At 74.8% G+C, this 15,738-nt stretch carries 14 protein-coding genes; 10 read left to right on the forward strand and 4 right to left on the reverse strand.

Annotation, left to right across the window (positions count from 1 at the left end):
- The first annotated feature begins 66 nt into the window (after positions 1-66).
- Positions 67-1,893 carry a chitinase gene (locus E1O70_RS09655; protein WP_061266901.1) on the forward strand — a complete coding sequence of 609 codons (1,827 nt, stop codon included), beginning with the start codon at positions 67-69 and terminating at the stop codon, positions 1,891-1,893.
- Positions 1,894-1,976: 83 nt separating this feature from the next.
- On the opposite strand, the gene E1O70_RS09660 is transcribed toward E1O70_RS09655, so the two are convergent.
- Together E1O70_RS09660 and E1O70_RS09665 are read right to left on the reverse strand one after the other, a co-directional pair.
- Positions 1,977-2,609, reverse strand: a complete 633-nt coding sequence (locus tag E1O70_RS09660; protein ID WP_061266900.1) for a MarC family protein — start codon at positions 2,607-2,609, stop codon at positions 1,977-1,979.
- A gap of 7 nt (positions 2,610-2,616) precedes the next feature.
- Complete coding sequence (locus E1O70_RS09665; protein WP_061266899.1) at positions 2,617-3,456, reverse strand: PHP domain-containing protein; 840 nt, start codon at positions 3,454-3,456, stop codon at positions 2,617-2,619.
- A gap of 118 nt (positions 3,457-3,574) precedes the next feature.
- Here E1O70_RS09665 and E1O70_RS09670 point away from each other — a divergent pair, with 118 nt between their 5' ends.
- Both E1O70_RS09670 and E1O70_RS09675 read left to right on the forward strand, forming a co-directional pair.
- The gene (locus E1O70_RS09670) at positions 3,575-4,471 is read left to right on the forward strand and encodes an alpha/beta fold hydrolase (RefSeq protein ID WP_082774240.1); all 897 of its coding nucleotides are present in this window, start codon (positions 3,575-3,577) and stop codon (positions 4,469-4,471) included.
- Positions 4,468-6,120 (forward strand): aminopeptidase P family protein, encoded by a 1,653-nt coding sequence (locus E1O70_RS09675; RefSeq protein WP_082774239.1) that lies wholly within the window; start codon positions 4,468-4,470, stop codon positions 6,118-6,120. Before E1O70_RS09670 ends, E1O70_RS09675 begins: the two co-directional genes overlap by 4 nt.
- Before the next feature lie 273 nt (positions 6,121-6,393).
- On the opposite strand, the gene E1O70_RS09680 is transcribed toward E1O70_RS09675, so the two are convergent.
- Positions 6,394-7,176, reverse strand: coding sequence for a YflT domain-containing protein (locus tag E1O70_RS09680; RefSeq protein ID WP_061266898.1), 783 nt, complete (start codon positions 7,174-7,176; stop codon positions 6,394-6,396).
- Positions 7,177-7,320: 144 nt separating this feature from the next.
- Between E1O70_RS09680 and E1O70_RS09685 the strand changes: the two genes are divergently transcribed.
- Positions 7,321-8,664, forward strand: a complete 1,344-nt coding sequence (locus E1O70_RS09685) for a magnesium transporter MgtE N-terminal domain-containing protein (RefSeq protein WP_051027750.1) — start codon at positions 7,321-7,323, stop codon at positions 8,662-8,664.
- Positions 8,657-9,166, forward strand: coding sequence for a DUF1003 domain-containing protein (locus tag E1O70_RS09690; RefSeq protein ID WP_034655412.1), 510 nt, complete (start codon positions 8,657-8,659; stop codon positions 9,164-9,166). The genes E1O70_RS09685 and E1O70_RS09690 overlap by 8 nt, the downstream gene beginning before the upstream one ends.
- A gap of 10 nt (positions 9,167-9,176) precedes the next feature.
- On the opposite strand, the gene E1O70_RS09695 is transcribed toward E1O70_RS09690, so the two are convergent.
- On the reverse strand, positions 9,177-9,974 hold the full coding sequence (locus E1O70_RS09695) for a maleylpyruvate isomerase N-terminal domain-containing protein (RefSeq protein ID WP_051027752.1): 798 nt from the start codon (positions 9,972-9,974) through the stop codon (positions 9,177-9,179).
- A gap of 109 nt (positions 9,975-10,083) precedes the next feature.
- Here E1O70_RS09695 and E1O70_RS09700 point away from each other — a divergent pair, with 109 nt between their 5' ends.
- The 5 genes from E1O70_RS09700 (at position 10,084) to E1O70_RS09720 (ending at position 15,680) form a co-directional block, all read left to right on the forward strand.
- A complete protein-coding gene (locus tag E1O70_RS09700; RefSeq protein WP_043652757.1) occupies positions 10,084-11,232 on the forward strand; it encodes an Mrp/NBP35 family ATP-binding protein in 1,149 nt (382 codons plus the stop codon).
- A 422-nt stretch (positions 11,233-11,654) separates the two neighbouring features.
- Positions 11,655-12,683 (forward strand): efflux RND transporter periplasmic adaptor subunit, encoded by a 1,029-nt coding sequence (locus E1O70_RS09705; RefSeq protein ID WP_061266897.1) that lies wholly within the window; start codon positions 11,655-11,657, stop codon positions 12,681-12,683.
- The gene (locus E1O70_RS09710) at positions 12,683-13,606 is read left to right on the forward strand and encodes an ABC transporter ATP-binding protein (protein WP_082774238.1); all 924 of its coding nucleotides are present in this window, start codon (positions 12,683-12,685) and stop codon (positions 13,604-13,606) included. The genes E1O70_RS09705 and E1O70_RS09710 overlap by 1 nt, the downstream gene beginning before the upstream one ends.
- Positions 13,603-14,814: an ABC transporter permease gene (locus tag E1O70_RS09715; RefSeq protein ID WP_061266896.1), complete on the forward strand. Its 1,212-nt coding sequence runs from the start codon at positions 13,603-13,605 to the stop codon at positions 14,812-14,814. Before E1O70_RS09710 ends, E1O70_RS09715 begins: the two co-directional genes overlap by 4 nt.
- 92 nt (positions 14,815-14,906) lie before the next feature.
- Complete coding sequence (locus tag E1O70_RS09720; protein ID WP_031315539.1) at positions 14,907-15,680, forward strand: DeoR/GlpR family DNA-binding transcription regulator; 774 nt, start codon at positions 14,907-14,909, stop codon at positions 15,678-15,680.
- Positions 15,681-15,738 lie beyond the last annotated feature (58 nt).

Genomic DNA, 15,738 nt, shown 5'->3' on the forward strand with positions numbered 1-15,738 from the left:
CCAGCGCGCGGCACCGCGAGGACCTTGCGACAGGACCGCTCCTTCGACGACGAAAGCGAGACCACCATGGACCCCACCCCGTCACGACGCCGACGACTGCGCAGCCTCGTCGCCCTCGTCGCCTCCGCCACGCTCGTCGGGACGCTCCTCACCGGCACCACGACCGCCGCGGCCGCGGACACCGAGCTCGCCGTCAACGGCGGGTTCGAGTCCGGACTGTCCGGGTGGACCTGCTCCGGCTCCACGGGGCAGCAGGTCACGAGCCCGGTCCGCACCGGCAGCGGGGCGCTCCGGGCCACGCCCGCCGGGACCGACACCGCGCGCTGCTCGCAGACCGTCGCCGTCCGGCCCTCCTCGACCTACACGCTCAGCGCGTGGGTCCAGGGCTCCTACGCGTACCTCGGGGCGAGCGGCGCGACGGCGCAGGACGTCACCACCTGGACGCCCTCGGCCGCGACCTGGCAGCGGCTCAGCGTGACCTTCACGACGACCGCGACGGCGACGTCCGCGACCGTCTTCGTGCACGGCTGGTACGGCCAGCCGGCCTACGTCGTCGACGACGTCAGCCTCGTGGGCCCGGGCGGCGGCACGGCGCAGCCGCCCGCGACCCCCACCGGCCTCACCGCCGGGACGCCCACCGCCACCAGCGTGCCCCTCACCTGGGGCGCCGTCGCCGGTGCTACCGGCTACGCCGTCTACCGCGACGGCACCCGCGTCGCCACGACCACGGCCCCGTCCACCACCGTCTCCGGGCTCACCGCCGCCACCGCCTACTCCTTCCAGGTCACCGCGACGAACGGCGCGGGCGAGTCGCCCCGCTCCGCCGCCGTCGCCGTCACCACGGCGACCGGCGGCACCGGCGGCGGACCCGGCGCCGGGCTGCCGGCGCACGCGCTCGTCGGCTACCTGCACACGTCGTTCGCCAACGGCTCGGGCTACGTCCGGATGGCGGACGTCCCGGACTCGTGGGACGTCATCAACCTCGCGTTCGGCGAGCCGACGAGCGTCACGTCCGGCGACATCCGGTTCAGCCTCTGCCCGCGGACCGAGTGCCCGAACGTGGAGTCGGTCGCGGAGTTCAAGACCGCCGTCGCCGCCAAGCGCGCGGCCGGGAAGAAGGTGCTCCTGTCGATCGGCGGGCAGAACGGCCAGGTCCAGCTGACGACGACCGCCGCGCGGGACGCGTTCATCGCCTCCGTGAGCTCGATCATCGACACCTACGGGCTGGACGGGGTCGACATCGACTTCGAGGGGCACTCCCTGTACCTGAACCCGGGAGACACGGACTTCCGCTCCCCGACCACCCCCGTGATCGTCAACCTCATCTCCGCGCTCAAGACGCTCACGGCGCGGTACGGCGACGACTTCGTGCTGACGATGGCGCCGGAGACCTTCTTCGTCCAGAACGGCTACCAGTTCTACGGCTCGGGCCCGTGGGGCGGCCAGGACCCGCGCTGCGGCGCCTATCTGCCGGTGATCCACGCCCTGCGCGACGACCTGACGCTGCTCCACGTCCAGCACTACAACTCGGGGCCGATCATGGGGCTCGACGACCAGTACCACTCGATGGGCGGCGCGGACTTCCACGTCGCGCTGACGGACATGCTGCTCACCGGCTTCCCGGTCGCGCGCGACACGGCGCGGATGTTCCCCCCGCTGCGCCCCGACCAGGTCGCGATCGGCCTGCCGGCCAGCACGCAGGCGGGCAACGGCCACACCCCGCCCGCGCAGGTCGCCCAGGCCCTGGACTGCCTCACGAAGGGCACGGGCTGCGGGTCGTACCGGACCCACGGGCGCTGGCCGGGGCTGCGCGGCCTCATGACGTGGTCGATCAACTGGGACCGCTTCAACGGCGGCGAGTTCTCCCGGAGCTTCGACGCGTACTGGCCCTGACGAGCGGGTCGCCACCGCGCCGCGACCGGCGTCCGGGGGCCTCGCCCTCGGACGCCGGTCGCACCGGACGGCGGGACGCGGGGTCAGGCGGTCTGGACGAACTCGATCACGGCGTCGGCGACGAGCTGGACGGCGATGGCCGCGAGCAGCAGACCGGCGATCCGGGTCACGAGGATCGTGCCCGAGTCGCCGAGGACGCGGTTGATGACGTTCGCGAAGCGCATCGAGAGCCACAGGCACACGTGCACCGCGACGACGCCCGCCGCGATGGCGACCCACTCGGCGACGCCCCCGCCGCGCTCCCCCGCGCGCTGCACGAAGACCATCGTCGCGACGATCGCGCCCGGGCCGGCGAGCAGCGGCGTCCCGAGCGGCACGAGCGCGACGTTGACGCCCTTGTTGCCCGACGGCTGCGGCTCCTCCATCTTGCCGGTGAGGAGCTCCATCGCCACGAGGAGCAGCAGCAGGCCGCCCGCCGTCTGGAGCGCGGGCAGCGAGATGTGCATGTAGTTGAGGATCTGCTGGCCGAACACCGCGAACGCGACGATCACGCCGAACGCCACGAGGATCGCGGTGCGCGCCGCCTGGTTGCGCTGCTTGGCGCCCATCGCGCTCGTCAGGCCCAGGAACACCGGCACCGTGCCGGGCGGGTCCATGATGACGAACAGGGTGACGAAGACCTCCGTGAAGAGCCGGACGTCGAAGAACTCGCTCATCGTCCGATCATCGGATCACGTCCAACTGTCCCAGCTCCTCGATCTGCTCCAGCACGGTCGGTGCTGTCGTGTTCTCCCCGAGCCGGTTCGGTTTGCCGGCCCCGTGGTAGTCGCTCGACCCGGTGACGAACAGGCCCAGGGTCCGGGCCAGGTCCTCGAGCCGCGCGCGCTGACGCTCGTCGTGGTCGCGGTGGAACACCTCGAGCCCGGCGAGCCCCGCCTCGGCCATCTCCTCGATCACGGCGTCGGCCACGGCGCGGCCGCGACCGTCCGCGCCCGGGTGGGCGAAGACGGGCACGCCGCCCGCGGCGCGGATCCCGCGCACGGCCACGACGGCGTCGGGCGCGTAGTGGGGCACGTAGTACGGGGTGTCCGTGGCGAGGATGGTCGCGAACGCGGCGGAGCGGTCGGGCGCGAGCCCGGCCGCGACGAGCGCGTCGGCGATGTGCGGTCGCCCGATCGTCGTCCCCGCGACGGTCTGGGCGAGCACATCCTCCCACGTGATCGGGTAGTCCTCGGCGATGAGGTCGACCATCCGCCGGGCCCGGCTCGTGCGCGCGTCGCGCGTGCGGTCCAGCTCGGCGAGGAGGGCGGCGTGCGCCGGGTCGTGCAGGTAGGACAGCACGTGCACGCTGATGCCGCCGGAGCGGGCCGAGATCTCCGCGCCGCGCACGAGCGCGACCCCGTGCGCGAGCGCCGCGTCCGTCGCCTGCGCCCAGCCCGCCGTCGTGTCGTGGTCGGTCAGCGCGACGACGTCGAGCCCGGCCGCGGCGGCGGCCTCGACGACCGCCCCCGGGGCGTCCGTGCCGTCGGACGCCGTCGAGTGGGTGTGGAGGTCGATGCGCACGGGGACCAGGATAGTGACGACGCACCGAGGCGGCGGCACGGGACCCCCACACGATGTCCACACGGGGCGCGGCCCCTCCCCACGGTCGTCCCAGGCTGGGGTGCCAGAGTCGGGAGCGATGACCCTCACGACGCCCCCCACGGCAGCCCTCGCCCCGACCTCCCCCGCGACCCCTTCGACGCCGGTGTCCCCCGACCCTGCGCAGGCCCCGCCCGCGGTGGTCTTCGTCCACGGCATGCGCACCTCGGGCGCGATCTGGGACCACCAGGTCGAGCACGTGCGCGCCCTCGGCCACGAGGCCGTCGCGGTCGACCTGCCCGCGCACGGCGCCCGCGCGCACGAGCGCTTCACGCTCGACCGCTCCTTCGAGGTGCTCGACGAGGCGGCCGCGTCGTTCGGCCCCGACCGCCGGGTCGCGCTCGTCGGCCTCTCGCTCGGCGGCTACACGTCGCTCGCCTGGGCGGCCCGACGCCCCGCGAACCTCGCGGGCGTGGTGGCCGCGGCCTGCACGTCCGACCCCAAGGGCAAGCCCGTCGCGCTGTACCGCGACGTCGCGCGCCTCGTCGTCGCCGGGGGCGGCGCCGTCGGCCGCGGCGCGCGCTGGGCCGCGCGCACGACCGCGACCGCGTGGGGCACGATCGCCCGCGGCGGGCGCGGCCTGCCGGGCGGTGCCGCGTCGTCGTACGCGCTGGCCGGGCCGGCCGACGCCGGGCCGCCGACGCCGGTCGCGCCGGGCTGGCACGTCGTCACCGACGCGCTCACCCAGCTCGCGGGCCGCTCGTGGCTCGCCCACGTGCGCGACGTCGACGTCCCGGTGTGGCTCGTCAACGGCGCGCGCGACCACATGCGCCTCGACGAGCAGCGCTACCTGGCCGCGGCCGCGGACGCGGCGCTCGTCGTCGTGCCGCGCGCCGGCCACGACGTCAACAGCGAGGCCCCCGAGGCCTTCAACCGCGTGCTCGGGCGCGCGCTCGCGGACTTCGGCCGCGTGCGCGGTGCGAGACTGGGGGCATGACCGACGCCACCCCCGTCACGCCCGCGCCCCTGTCCGAGACGCCCGACCAGGCCGCCGAGCACGCCGGCCCCGGCGAAACCCAGGACCTGGCCGCGCGCGGCAGCAACCGCTCCCAGCGCCCGGACTCCGACGCGTTCAAGGCCTTCATCACGAGCGGCTGGGCGCCGCGCGCCGCGCTCGACGTCGAGCCCCTGCCGGCCGCGCCGTTCACCGTCGCACGCCGCGCCGCGCTGTCGGCCCGGTTCCCGGGCGCGCGCCTCGTCGTGCCCGCCGGCCCGCTGAAGACGCGCTCGAACGACACGGACTACCGCTTCCGCCCGCACTCGGCGTTCGCGCACCTCACCGGCTACGGCACGGACCAGGAGCCCGACGCGGTGCTCGTGCTGCACCCCGTGGAGCCGGGCACCGGGGACGCCGGGTCCGACCACCACGCCGTGCTGTACGTCCGCCCGCTCGCGGCACGCGACACGGAGGAGTTCTACGCCGACGCACGGTACGGCGAGTTCTGGGTCGGCGCCCGCCCGTCGCTCGACGACGTCACGACCGCGACCGGCGTGGAGGCCCGGCACGTCGACGAGCTGCGCGACGCGCTCGCGAAGGACGTCGGCGCCGGCGGGGTCACGCTCCTCGTCGTCGCGGGCGCGGACGAGGCCGTGGAGGCGCTCGTCGAGGCGATCCGCGCGGAGGCGGGCGTCGACGACGTCGAGGCGGCCGCGTCCGCCGAGGACCAGCAGCTCTCCGAGGCCGAGTGGCTCGCGCGCGCCGAGGCCGCGTACCGCCGCACGGACGCCGCGCTCGTCGAGGCGGTCTCCGAGCTGCGCCTGGTCAAGGACGCGCACGAGGTCGAGCAGATGCGCGAGGCCGTCGCGGCGACGATCGCGGGCTTCGAGGAGGTCGTGCGGAGCCTGCCGCGCGCCGTCGGGCACCGTCGCGGCGAGCGCGTCATCGAGACGACGTTCGACGCCCACGCGCGCCTCGAGGGGAACACCGTCGGGTACGAGACGATCGCCGCGGCCGGCGAGCACGCGACGACGCTGCACTGGATCCGCAACGACGGCGTCGTGCGGACCGGGGAGCTCGTGCTGCTCGACGCGGGCGTCGAGGTCGACTCGCTCTACACGGCCGACGTGACGCGCACGCTGCCCGTCGACGGCGAGTTCACCGAGGTACAGCGCCGCGTGTACCAGGCCGTGCTCGACGCCGCGGACGCCGCGTTCGCGGTCGCGGTGCCGGGGGCGCGCTTCCGCGACGTGCACGCCGCCGCGATGGAGGTCATCGCCGCGCGCCTGGAGGAGTGGGGCCTGCTCCCGGTGAGCGCCGCCGAGTCGCTCTCGCCCGAGGGCCAGCAGCACCGCCGCTGGATGGTGCACGGCACGAGCCACCACCTCGGCCTCGACGTGCACGACTGCGCGCAGGCGCGCCGCGAGCTCTACCTCGACGGGGTGCTCGAGCCGGGCATGGTCTTCACGATCGAGCCGGGGCTGTACTTCAAGGCGGACGACCTGGCCGTCCCGGCGGAGTACCGCGGGATCGGCGTCCGCATCGAGGACGACGTCCTCGTCACCGCCGACGGCAACGAGAACCTGTCGGCCGCGCTCCCCCGTCGGCCCGAGGACGTCGAGGCCTGGATGGCGCGGCTGCGCGGCTGAGCGGGCCCGGCTCACCGGCGGAGGAACTGGGCTATGGTGGCCCGTTCATCCACCGGTGAGGGGAGGTGAACTCACGTGGCGAAGAGCATCAAGAAGGAAGCGTCGATGTCCATCAAGGAGAAGCGCGCCCAGAAGCGCGAGAGGGCTGCCGAGACCGCAGTGAAGTCGCGGAAGCGCTAGCGGCGCTTCCGCCTAGGGCCGGACGACGACGTCCGACGGCCGGCCCTCGTCGTCTGCTCCGAGAGACGTCCCGGACGCCCCGGGAGCGGTGCGTCAGGCCGGGCGCTCGGGCTGGTCGGGGTGCGCGCCGGGTGCGGGTGCCTGCCCGGGTGCGGCGTCGGGCGCGGGCGCGTCGGTCGGCTGGTCCGACGTCGGGCGCATCGCGCCGTAGCGCGGCTCGCCCGACGGCGTCGTCCAGCGCGGGTCGGGCGTGCGGGTCGGGGGCGCCGCCGGAGGGGCCGGCGCGGGGACGCCCGCCGAGGGCTCCGGGGCCGGCGCGTGCGGAGCGGCGGGGGGTGGGGTGCCGGGGGTGCCCCAGCCGGGGTTGGCCGGGGCGGCGGGCCCACGGACACCGCCCGCGCCCTCGGGCATGCGGCCCAGGAGCTGGCGCGCCTCGCCCGCCCGCTCGGGCGCGCAGAGGATGCCGTAGGACGAGGCGACGATCTGGCTCTGCGACGTGAAGTCGCGCTTGCCCTGCGTCAGCGCGTACGACAGCACCGAGAAGAGCAGGCCGAACCCGGCGCCGATCCCGACGGCGGTGAGCACGAACCCGCCCTGGCCGGAGAACATGAAGAGCAGCAGGCCGACGAAGAGGCCGAACCACGCGCCGGACGCGGCACCCGCGATCGCGACGCGACCGTAGGTGAGACGGCCCGTCACGCGCTCGACCATCTTGAGGTCGGTGCCGACGATCGTCACGAGCTCGACCGCGAACTTGTTGTCCGAGAGGAAGTCGACCGCCTTCTGCGCCTCGAGGTAGGTCGCGTACGACGCCACCTCCTCGCCGCGCGGCGGGGTGGGGACACGGGGGACGGCGCCCGGGCGTGACATGCTCATTCGCCCAGTCTGTCCTACCCGGGCGGAGCGCGCGAGGGCCGTCCCCGTCCCCGGCCCGCGACGGACGGCCGGCAGGCGACCGGTGACGCCCGCCACCTGCCGGGACGGAGCGCGGCGACGGGGGCGCGTGCGTAGGCTGGCGGCGTGAGTGCAGCCACCACCGTCTTCGTCGCGCGCCTGGCCGGGACCAGCGTGTTCGACCCCATCGGCGACCAGGTCGGGCGGGTGCGGGACGTCGTCGTGCTCATCCGGCCCAAGGGAGCCCCGCGCGCGGTGGGCCTGGTCGTCGAGGTGCCCGGCCGGCGTCGGGTCTTCCTGCCCCTGACGCGCGTGACGAGCATCGACGCGGGCCAGGTCATCTCCACCGGGCTCGTCAACATGCGCCGGTTCGAGCAGCGCGCGATGGAGACGCTCGCCGTGAGCGAGCTGCTGGAGCGCACGGTGCAGTTCGTCGACGGGTCGGGCTCGGCGACGGTCGAGGACCTCGCGATCGAGCGCCAGCGCACGGGCGACTGGCTCGTCACCAAGCTGTACGTGCGCCGGCAGGCGCAGCACAAGGGGACGCTGGGGCTGCGCCGACGGGGCGACGCGCTCGTCGTCGACGTCGACGCCGTGACCGGGCTCGCCGGGAGCACCGAGGCGCAGGGCGCCGCGATGCTCCTCGCCGCCTACGACGACCTCAAGCCCGCCGACCTCGCCGACGTCATCCACGACCTCGGCGACACGCGCCGGCTCGAGGTCGCGGGCGCGCTCGACAACGAGCGGCTCGCCGACGTGCTGGAGGAGCTGCCCGAGGACGACCAGGTCGCGATCCTCTCCGGGCTCGACACGGACCGCGCCGCCGACGTCCTCGAGGCGATGCAGCCCGACGACGCGGCCGACCTGCTGCACGAGCTCCCGGAGGCCCAGGCCGCCCAGCTCCTCGAGCTCATGGAGCCCGACGAGGCGCGCGACGTGCGCCGTCTCCTGTCATACGCCGAGGACACCGCGGGCGGGCTCATGACGTCCGACCCGGTCGTGCTCGGCCCGGAGACCACCATCGCGACCGCGCTCGCGCAGATCCGCCGCAAGGACCTCGCGCCCGCGCTCGCGTCGATGGTGTTCGTCGCGCGCCCGCCGCTCGAGACGCCCACGGGCCGGTTCCTCGGCGTCGCGCACTTCCAGCGCCTGCTGCGCGAGCCCCCGCACGCGGCCGTCGGCTCGGTGCTCGACTCCGACGTCGAGGGCGTCACGCCCGACGCGCCGCTCGGGCGCGTGACCCGCATCCTCGCGACCTACGACCTGCTGTGCGTGCCCGTGCTCGACGCGGAGAAACGCCTGCTCGGCGCGATCAGCGTGGACGACGTGCTCGACCACATGCTGCCCGACGACTGGCGCGAGACCGACGACGAGGACACCGAGGCCGCGCGCCGGGCCGTCGCGAGCGGGCGCACGCCCACCGCGGGCACCCCCGGCCGTCCGGGCACCGCGGGGGTGGCCCGTGGCTGACCGTCTCGACACCCCGAAGACCGCGCGCCGCACGTTCTTCCCGCGGGTCAGGGTCGACCAGGACGCCGTCGGCCGCTCGACCGAGGGCATCGCGCGCTTCCTCGGCACCCCGCGGTTCCTCGTCTACCTCACCGTCTTCTGCGCGCTGTGGATCGCGTGGAACTCGTGGGGCCCGGAGGGGCTGCGGTTCGACTCGGCCGAGTTCGGGTTCACCGCGCTCACGCTCATGCTCTCGCTCCAGGCGTCGTACGCCGCGCCGCTCATCCTGCTCGCGCAGAACCGGCAGGACGACCGCGACCGCGTCACCGCCGAGCAGGACCGCCAGCGCGCGGAGCGCAACCTCGCGGACACCGAGTACCTCGCGCGCGAGATGGCCGCGCTGCGCATCGCGCTGAGCGAGGTCGCCACGCGCGACTTCGTGCGGTCCGAGATCCGCAACCTGCTCGAGGAGCTGGAGGAGAAGGCGGCGCGTCAGCCCGACGACGAGGTCGCCGACCGCTGACCTCGGGGCCCTACTGCGTGCCCTCCGCCGCGACCCGGCGCAGCCGCTCGGCGAGGGCGGGGTCACCCGCGACGGCGAGCCCGTCCGCCGGGCCCCGGCCCCACAGCCACAGGTCGAGCGCCCAGGCCGGGCCGGAGACCTGCGTCGTCGTCGAACCGGGCAGGTCGACGAGCTGGGCGACGTCGAGGTCGTACGCCGTCCCCGACTCCGGACCGGTCCCCGTGAAGCGGCCGAACGCGAGCTCCCAGCTCCGCGGCCGCTCCCCCGGCCCGTCGACGACGACGGAGACCGTCGCGCCGTCGGGCGTGAAGACGCCCCACCCGGGCACCCCGTCGACCATGACGGACAGCACCTCGTCGACCCCGTCTGCCGCGACGGCCGGGTCGGCGGGCGTGACGTCGCGCCCGGCCGTGAGCTCCGCGTCGGCGCGGTGGACGAGCGCCTCGTGCGCCTGGCGTCGCAGCACCCAGCCGACGTGCCGGCCGTCGTCGTGCCACGACCAGCACGGCTCGTCGGGGTCGCGACCGGTGAGCGCCGCGACGAGCCGGCTCGTCGAGCGCTGGAGCAGCGCGGGCAGCTCGGCGTCGGACGCCGGCCGCGCGAGCGGCTCGACCTCGTCGCCGTCGACCCCCTCCCCGGGAGCCGGGCCGACGACGCGCGCCCAGAAGTCCTGCACCTCGGCGAGGTGGTAGAGCAGGTCGGCGCCCGTCCACTCGGGGCACGCGGGCACGCGCGCGTCGGGCGGGGCGCTGCGCACGGCGTCGCCGAACAGCTCGCTGTCCCGCGCGAGGGAGGCCAGGGCGTCCATCCGTGCACGGTAGCGCCGATCCGCGGCGCTCGTCGTGCGACGGGGCTCACGTCCGGTCCGGGACCTCCGACCCGGCCGACCGGGCTCCGGCCGCGCCTACGATGGGGGCATGCCCGACCCCGCCGCAGACCCGCTCGAGCACGCCGTCCGGCAGGCCCTCACCACGGTCCTGGACCCCGAGATCCGCCGCCCCGTCACGGACCTCGGCATGATCCGCTCGGTCGACGTCGAGCCCGGCGCGCCGGGCGCCGTCGTGACGGTGGGCGTCGACCTCACGGTCGCCACGTGCCCGATGCGCGACACGCTCGCGCGCGACGTCGACGCCGCGGTGCGCGCGGTCGACGGCGTGGCGGACGTCCGGGTCGACCTCGGCGTCATGACCGCGGAGCAGCGCGCCGAGCTGCGCACGATGCTGCGCGGCGGCGTGGGCGAGCCCGAGATCCCCTTCGCCAAGCCCGGGTCGCTGACGAAGGTGTACGCGATCGCGTCGGGCAAGGGCGGGGTGGGCAAGTCGTCGGTCACCGCGAACCTCGCGGTCGCGCTCGCCGCGCAGGGCCTCGAGGTCGGCGTCGTCGACGCCGACATCTACGGGTTCTCCATCCCGCGCATGCTCGGCGTCGACCGGCAGCCCACGCGCGTGGACAACATGCTCCTGCCGCCGATCGCGCACGGCGTGAAGGTCGTCTCGATCGGCATGTTCGTGCCCCCGGGCCAGCCCGTCGTGTGGCGCGGACCGATGCTGCACCGCGCGCTCCAGCAGTTCCTCGCGGACGTGTTCTGGGGCGACCTCGACGTGCTGCTCCTCGATCTCCCGCCCGGCACGGGCGACATCGCGATCTCGGTCGCGCAGCTCCTGCCCGGCAGCGAGATCGTCGTCGTCACGACGCCGCAGGTCGCCGCCGCGGAGGTCGCCGAGCGCGCCGGGTCGGTCGCGACGCAGACCCAACAGGGTGTCGTCGGCGTCGTCGAGAACATGTCGTGGCTCGAGCAGCCCGACGGGTCGCGCCTCGAGGTGTTCGGCGCGGGCGGCGGCGAGCGCGTCGCGGCGAACCTGTCGCGCGCCACGGGGACCACCGTCCCTCTCCTCGGCCAGGTGCCGCTCGACGTGTCGCTGCGCGAGGCGGGCGACGGCGGCACCCCGGTCGTGCTCTCCGACCCGGGCTCCCCCGCCGCAGCCGCGCTGCGCGACGTCGCAGCGGGTCTCGCGCGCCGGCCCCGCGGGCTCGCGGGGCGGTCGCTCGGGGTCACCGTCGTCTGACGCGCGGCCTGCGGACGTCAGCCGGTCTTTCACCGTCCTTTTCCTGTCTTTTCCGCGCGCCACGGTATAGTCTCGCCCGCATCTCGTCCGGGGGGACGGCCGTCGGGCCGGTGAGGGGGATCGTGTCGTGGCATCGCCGCCGCTCCGCCCTGCCCACATCTCGCGCGCGATACCCCTGACCTGCGACGCCGCCCCCGTTGCCCGGGCAGAGCGCTGCTGTCCGCCGGGAGCGCACGCCCGCCCCACGTGGTCACGTCGACCTGACCGGTCGGTGACCCGTCAGTGACGAAGCCGCGGCAGAACTCCTCCCCAGGGATGACGACACCGTCCGTGTCGCCGCCCTAGCCTCGGGCCGGGCCGTCGTCGGCCCCGCCAGGAGCGCCCGCTCGCCGTCCCGCCACCGTCGTCCCAGGAGCCCGCACGTGGGTATCACCCGCCGGATCGTCTTCCCCGCCCTCCGCATCGTCATCTGGGCGGCGATCGCCGCCCTGCTCGCCGTGATCGCGTTCCGCTCGGCACCCGAGCCCGCGACCGACCCCGCGTTCCCCACGGCCGAGCTCGTGGAACCCCGCGTGGCCGTCTCCACAGGAGACGTCACCAACACCGTGAAGCTGACCGGGCAGGTCGTCGCCGACCCGGCCGCTCCGCAGAAGGTGACGCAGCGCGGGGTGGTCACGGCGGTGCTCGCCAAGCCGGGCGACGTGGTCCAGGCGGGCGCGTCCCTCCTCGAGGTCACCCTCGAGGAGCCCCGCGAGCCCCTCACCGAGACCGACCCCGAGACGGGCGAGGTCACGGTCACCGAGCGCCGACCGAAGGTCACGCGCGAGACCGTCGAGGCCACCATCGGCGGGACGGTCGCCACGTTCACCGCGCTCAAGGACCAGGAGGTGGCCGTCGGCGACGACTTCGCGACCATCTCGCCCGGCACGCTCTCGGTCACGGCCAGCATGGTCGCCGAGCAGCAGTTCCGGCTCCTCCAGATCCCCGGCGAGGCGACCGTCACGGTCACCGGCGGCCCCGCGCCGTTCGTGTGCACGAACCTCCGCATGGGCGCCGCCGCCGCCCCCGAGAACGCGCCCGAGGAGGGCGCACCCGACCCGGCCGGCGGTGCGTCGTCCGCGAGCGTGACGTGCGCCGTCCCGGGCGACGTCACCGTCTTCGCCGGGCTCGCCGCCGAGCTCGAGATCACCGCGGGATCCGTCGAGGGAGCCCTCGTGGTGCCCGTGACGGCGGTCCTCGGTCGCGTCGAGCAGGGCAAGGTGTGGGTCGTCGGCGCGGAGGGCGAGCCCGAGGAGCGCACCGTGACGCTCGGACTCACCGACGGCGCGGTCGTCCAGGTGACCGAGGGACTCGCCGAGGGCGACGAGGTCCTCGAGTTCGTGCCCGGCCAGGACGTCATGCCGGTCATGGACGACATGATGATGACGGACGACAGCGAGGCCTCGTACTGATGGGCCTCCTGGAGCTCAGCGGGGTCACCCGCTCGGTGCTGCTCCCCGACGACCGCGAGCTCGAGATCCTGCGCGGCATCGACCTCACGGTCGGCGCGGGCGAGCACGTCTCGATCGTGGGGCGCTCGGGGACGGGCAAGTCGACCCTGCTCAACATCCTCGGCCTCCTCGACAGCCCGACGAGCGGGGACTACCTGCTCGACGGCGTCCCGATCGGCCGGCTCTCGGGCCGCGCCCGGGCGCGGCGCCGCGGCACGGACTTCGGGTTCGTGTTCCAGCAGTTCAACCTGCTGCAGGGCCGTACCGCGCTCGAGAACGTCGTCGCCCCGCTGCTCTACGCGCGCGGACGGCAGTTCTGGCAGCGGCGCTCGCTGGCCGCCCAGATGCTCGAGCGGGTCGGCCTCGGCGACCGGCTCGACACGACCCCGGAGAAGCTCTCCGGCGGCGAGCAGCAGCGCGTCGCCATCGCGCGTGCGCTCGTGCGGGTCCCGCGCGTCATCCTCGCGGACGAGCCCACGGGAGCGCTCGACGTCGACACGGGGAGCGAGGTCATGGACCTGCTCGACGCCATCGCCGGCGAGAACGGGTCCGCGCTCATCGCGATCACGCACGACCTCGCCGTCGCGTCGCGCGCAGCCCGCCAGTTCCGGCTCGCGGACGGCGTGCTCACCCCGATCTCCATCAGCGCGCGCAGCGCCGGGTCCCTCGGGGCGCTCGGCACCGCGCCGAGCACCGACCACGATCCCGGGACCGACCCCGGGACGAGCCACGACCACCAGGCCGAGCACGTGGCCCGCCCGCTCGTCGGGACCGGCCCGGTGCTCGCCGCCCGCACCCCGGCAGGAGCCTCGGTCGGCGGTCCGGCGGGCAGCTCGACCAGCGTCTCGGCCGGCACCGGGCACGACGCGGGAGAGACGGCATGACCGGCGTCGTCGGCGCCCTCCTCGAGGCGTGGGACGAGCTGCGCGTCCACAAGGTCCGGGTGCTGCTCGCGCTCGTCGGCGTCGCCGTCGCGGTCTGCGCGATCACCACGATCTCGGCCGCCGGGGAGATGCTGCGCCAGGTCTCGGCCGAGCAGAACGAACGCTGGGGCGGTCGCCCCGCGACGCTCCAGGTCTCGGCATGGCCCACGGGCGACGGCGGGAGCGTCATGCCCGCGGCGGAGGAGTACGAGCAGGTGTTCGACGAGATCGTCGACCGCTACGGCATCGGCTACTCCTCGATGCTGCGCGACGCGCCCGCACCGGTGCGGTTCCCCGGCGGCACGCGCGAGATCACCACGACGGGGGTGGAGCCCGACTGGGCCACGATGCACCGCTTCCAGGTGACGTCGGGTCGCTGGTTCACCGAGGCGGACGCGGACCGTCTCGCGCCCGCGCTCGTCGTCAACCAGGCGTTCCTCGACGCGCTCGGCGGCGTGACCGTGGCCGAGCACCCGACGGTGACGATCGGCGGGGACAACCCGGTCGTCGCGACCGTGGTCGGGGCCTTCCCCGACGACTGGCCGGACATGGACCCGGTCGCGTACGCGCTGGTCGACGCCCAGTCGACGTGGGTCACGCCCGAGTCGCTGGAGATGATGGGGCCGCCCCGGCTCGAGCTGTGGGTGCCCGACGACATGTCCGACGCGCTCGTCGAGACGGTGCGCCGCGACGTGGCGGGAGCGCTCGAGGGCGTCCAGGCCGACGTCTACCGGTCCGACTCGCCGTCGGCGACGGTCGTCGACGGCGCGATCCGGTGGGTCGTGCTCGGCGTGAGCGCGATCGCGCTGCTGCTCGGCGGGCTCGGGCTCGTGAACATCGCGCTCGTCACGGTGCGGTACCGGATCCGCGAGATCGGGATCCGCCGCAGCTTCGGCGCGAGCTCGGGGCGCGTCTTCTTCTCCGTGATGATGGAGAGCGTCGTCGCGACGACCGTCGCGGGCGTGCTGGGCGTGACGGTCGCGGTCGTCGTGCTGCACAACGTCCCGCTCGACGTGCTCATGGGCTCGGCCGTCCAGGACGCGCCCGGCTTCCCGTTCTCGGCCGCCGTGACCGGGATGCTCGCGGCCGTCGGGGTCGGCGCGCTCGCCGGGCTCCTCCCCGCGCTCGTCGCCGTGCGCGTGAAGGTGATCGACGCGATCCGCTACTGACCCGCTCGGCCCGGCCTCGTCGCCGGGTCGAGCGATGTTCGGTCGTGTTCGATCGTGTTGGATTTCTCGACGATGTGGACAATACTGTCCGCATGCTCGCCTCACAGCGCCAGGAGCGCATCCTCGCGGAGATCCGGGACCACGGCGCGGTCCGCATCGGTGACCTGACCCGGGAGCTCGGGGTGTCGGACATGACGATCCGGCGCGACCTCGTCGAGCTCGCCGACCAGGGCCTGGTCCGCAAGGTGCACGGCGGCGCCGTCGCGCCGCACACGACCGCGCACGAGCCGGGGTTCGCCGCGAAGAGCTCGCGCGAGGCCGCGGAGAAGGAGGCCATCGCGACGGCCGCCGCCCGCCTCATCACCGCGAACGCGTCGGTCGCGCTGAGCGCCGGCACGACGACGCACCTGCTCGCCGCCCGCATCGCCGCGGATCCCGCGCTGCGCCCCCTGACGGTCGTGACGAACTCCCTCCCGGTCGCCGAGATCCTGCACCGTGCCAACGACCCGCGCCTGGAGACGATCCTCACCGGCGGCAGCCGCACGCCGTCCGACGCGCTCGTCGGCCCGCTCGCCGAGGCCGCGCTGTCGGGGCTGCGCGTCGACCTCGCGTTCGTCGGGGCGCACGGCGTCGACCCGGAGATCGGGCTCACGACGCCGAACCTCGACGAGGCCGCGACGAACCGCGCGCTCATCGAGTCCGCCGGGCGCACCGTCGTCCTCGCCGACCACACGAAGTGGCACACCACGGGCCTGCGCGTCTTCGCGACGTTCGCCGACGTGGACGTCCTCGTCACCGACGCCGGGCTCGCCGAGGACGAGCGCGCCCGCGTCCAGGACCTCGTCGAGCAGCTCGTCGTCGCCTGACCGGCGACCTCGGCCCCCGCTCCCCGCACTCCCCACGCACCGCGATCGGAACACCCCA

It is taken from the genome of Cellulosimicrobium funkei (assembly GCF_004519295.1).
In the GTDB taxonomy this organism is placed as follows: domain Bacteria; phylum Actinomycetota; class Actinomycetes; order Actinomycetales; family Cellulomonadaceae; genus Cellulosimicrobium; species Cellulosimicrobium funkei.